This window comes from Kitasatospora sp. NPDC051914 (genome assembly GCF_040680995.1).
Taxonomy (GTDB): Bacteria; Actinomycetota; Actinomycetes; order Streptomycetales; family Streptomycetaceae; genus Kitasatospora.
Genome location: NZ_JBFAXX010000151.1, coordinates 1 through 3,578 on the forward strand (window position 1 = coordinate 1; position 3,578 = coordinate 3,578).

Sequence of the window (3,578 nt, forward strand, 5' to 3'; positions counted from 1 at the left end):
GGTCACATTCCGAACCCGGAAGCTAAGCCTCGGAGCGCCGATGGTACTGCAGGGGGGACCCTGTGGGAGAGTAGGACGCCGCCGAACAATTCTTCATGGCAAAGCCCCCACCCGTGCAGGGTGGGGGCTTTGTTGTTGTAGGGTCAACCCCGCACAGTCGACCGGTGAGCGCGTCGAGCGGTACAGCTATCAGGAGGGTCCCAGGTGGAGGTTCAGGAGACGCGCGTGCAGACCGACCGCGTCCTCACCATCCCCAACCTGCTGAGCATCGGCCGGCTGGTCGGCGTTCCCATCTTCCTGTGGCTGATCCTGTGGCCGGTGTTCGGCGGGCCGAACAACGACGGCTGGGCGATCGTCATCCTGATGCTCAGCGGGGTGAGCGACTACCTCGACGGCAAGCTCGCGCGGCGCTGGGGGCAGATCAGCCGGCTCGGGCAGATCCTGGACCCGGCGGCGGACCGGCTCTACGTGCTCTCCACACTCGTCGGTCTGACCTGGCGGGAGATCCTGCCACTGTGGGTGACGGTGGTCCTGCTGGCGCGCGAGGTGTTCATCGCGTCGCTGCTGCCGATTCTCAACCGGCACGGGTACGGCCCGTTGCAGGTGAGTTTCCTCGGCAAGGCGGCCACGTTCAATCTGATGTATGCGTTTCCGCTTCTGCTGCTGGGCAACGGCGAGAGCTGGCTCGCCACGGTTGCCGAACCGGTCAGTTGGGCATTCATCTGGTGGGGCACGACTCTCTACTGGTGGGCCGGCATCCTCTATGCGGTCCAGGCCCGGCAGCTCGTGCGGGCGGACCGCCCGGCCGTCTGAGTGCTGTTGACAAGATCTTCACGTCCGACTTGCCGCGACACGGTGAGTCGGACGTTTTTATCCGGGTAGAGAAGCCCTTGAACGGTTTGATGGATCTGCAGGGTTCACCACCGCACAAGGAGGACGCACCCGAAATGAAAGCCGTTGTGATGGCGGGTGGCGAGGGCACTCGGCTCCGTCCGATGACGTCGAGCATGCCCAAGCCGCTTCTGCCCGTGGCCAACCGGCCGATCATGGAGCATGTGCTCCGGCTGCTACGGCGACACGGTCTCACGGACACCGTGGTGACCGTTCAGTTCCTGGCCTCCCTGGTGAAGAACTACTTCGGGGACGGCGAAGAGCTGGGGATGAACCTCACCTATGCCAACGAAGAGGTCCCGCTGGGTACCGCGGGCAGTGTGAAGAACGCCGAGGACGCGCTCAAGGACGACTCGTTTCTGGTGATCTCCGGTGACGCCCTCACCGATTTCGATCTTTCCGAGCTCATCGCCTTCCACCGGGAGAAGGGCGCGCTGGTCACGGTGTGCCTGACCCGGGTGCCGAACCCGCTGGAGTTCGGCATCACCATCACCGACGAGGAGGGCCGGGTCGAGCGCTTCCTCGAGAAGCCGACCTGGGGCCAGGTCTTCTCCGACACGGTGAACACGGGCATCTACGTGATGGAACCCGAGGTGTTCTCGTACGTCGCGGCCGGCGAGTCGGTCGACTGGTCGAGCGACGTCTTCCCGCAGCTGCTCAAGGAGGGCAAGCCGGTCTACGGCTACGTCGCCGAGGGCTACTGGGAGGACGTGGGCACCCACGAGAGCTACCTGAAGGCCCAGGCGGACGTCCTCGAGAGCAAGGTCGAGGTCGAGCTGGACGGCTTCGAGATCTCCCCCGGCGTGTGGGTGGCCGAGGGTGCCGAGGTCGACCCCGAGGCGGTGCTGCGCGGTCCGCTGTACATCGGCGACTACGCCAAGGTCGAGGCCGGCGTGGAGCTGCGCGAGCACACCGTGCTGGGCAGCAACGTGGTCGTCAAGCGCGGTGCCTTCCTGCACAAGGCCGTCGTCCACGACAACGTGTACGTCGGCCCGCAGAGCAACCTCCGCGGCTGTGTGATCGGCAAGAACACGGACGTCATGCGGGCGGCCCGGATCGACGAGGGGGCGGTCGTCGGCGACGAGTGCCTGATCGGCGAGGAGTCGCTGCTGGCGGGCAACGTCCGGGTGTACCCGTTCAAGACCATCGAGGCCGGTGCGGTCGTCAACACCTCGGTGATCTGGGAGTCCCGGGGCCAGGAGCACCTCTTCGGTGCCCGCGGCGTCTCCGGCATCCTCAACGTGGAGATCACCCCGGAGCTGGCCGTGCGGCTGGCCGGGGCGTACGCGACCACGCTGAAGAAGGGTGCGACCGTCACCATTGCGCGTGACCACTCGCGTGGTGCCCGGGCGCTCAAGCGGGCGATGATCTCCGCGCTGCAGACCAGCGCCATCGACGTCCGCGACCTGGAGAACGTGCCGATGCCGGTCGCCCGGCAGAACACCGCACGCGGGAGCGCGGGCGGCATCTTCCTGCGGACCACGCCCGGTGTGCCGGACTCGCTGGACATCCTGTTCTTCGACGGGGCCGGAGCCGACCTCTCGCAGGCCAGTCAGCGGAAGCTGGACCGCGTGTACGCGCGTCAGGAGTTCCGGCGCGCCTTCCCCGGTGAGATCGGCGACCTGCTGCACCCGTCCAGCGTGTTCGACTCGTACGCGCGGAACCTGCTGCGGGCGGTCGACACCAGCGGGGTGCGCGAGGCGGGCCTGAAGGTCGTCGTGGACGCCGCGCACGGCAGCGCGGGGCTCGTTCTCCCGAGCATCCTCGGCCGGCTCGGCGTGGAGACGCTCACCGTCGACAGCGGCCTGGACGAGGCACGGCCGACCGAGGACGCCGAGGAGCGGCGGGCCGCCCTGGCCAGGCTCGGCGAGCTGGTCTCCTCCTCGCGGGCCGCGTTCGGGGTCCGCTTCGACCCGGTCGGCGAGCGCGTCTCCTTCGTGGACGAGCTCGGCCGGGTCATCCAGGACGACCGGGCGCTGCTGGTCCTGCTCGACCTGGTCGCCGCCGAGCGGCGCAGCGGCCAGGTGGCACTGCCGGTCACGACCACGCGGATCGCCGAGCAGGTCGCTGCCTACCACGGCACCCAGGTGACCTGGACGACCACCTCGCCGGACGACCTGGCGAAGGCGGCCGCCGACGAGGGCACGGTCTTCGGCGGCGACGGCCGCGGCGGCTTCGTGGTGCCCGAGTTCAGCGGGGTGCTGGACGGCCCGGCGGCGTTCGTCCGCCTGGTCGGCCTGGTGGCGCGCACCCAGCTCACGCTGAGCCAGATCGATGCGCGCATCCCGCAGGCCCACATCCAGCGGCGCGACATCGCGACGCCGTGGGCGGCCAAGGGCATGGTGATGCGTTCGGTGGTGGAGGCGGCCGGGAACCGGCGGCTGGACACCACGGACGGCGTCCGCGTGGTGGAGGCGGACGGGCGCTGGACGCTCGTCCTGCCGGACCCCGCGGAGGCGGTCACCCACCTGTGGGCGGAGGGCCCGGACGACCAGGCCGCCGAGCAGCTGCTCGACGAGTGGGCGTCCGTGGTGGACTCCGCGGGACGCTAGCAACGCGTCTGCGAAGGCGCAGGGCGCCCCACGAGGGGCGCTGACCACCCGAGCGGTGAAACCGGCCGGGGGGGGGGGGGGGGGGGGGCCCCCCCCCCCGGCCGGGCGCGTGTGAAAACCCCCCCCGGCCCGGGT

At 69.4% G+C, this 3,578-nt stretch carries 2 protein-coding genes and 1 rRNA gene; all 3 read left to right on the forward strand.

Annotated features, from left to right (window positions below; all coding sequences use genetic code 11):
* Positions 1 to 87, forward strand: a 5S ribosomal RNA gene (rrf, locus tag AB0M03_RS39505); the annotation flags it as partial.
* 117 nt (positions 88 to 204) lie between these two features.
* Entirely contained in the window at positions 205 to 813 is a 609-nt protein-coding gene (locus AB0M03_RS39510) for a CDP-alcohol phosphatidyltransferase family protein (RefSeq protein ID WP_363501645.1), read from the forward strand.
* A 134-nt stretch (positions 814 to 947) separates the two neighbouring features.
* Positions 948 to 3,443: a mannose-1-phosphate guanyltransferase gene (locus AB0M03_RS39515; RefSeq protein ID WP_363501648.1), complete on the forward strand. Its 2,496-nt coding sequence runs from the start codon at positions 948 to 950 to the stop codon at positions 3,441 to 3,443.
* Positions 3,444 to 3,578: the final 135 nt, after the last annotated feature.

Excerpts from the sequence above, each read along its gene's own strand:
- AB0M03_RS39515 (WP_363501648.1), top strand. The coding sequence starts at position 948 with ATGAAAGCCGTTGTGATGGCGGGTGGCGAGGGCACTCGGCTCCGTCCG.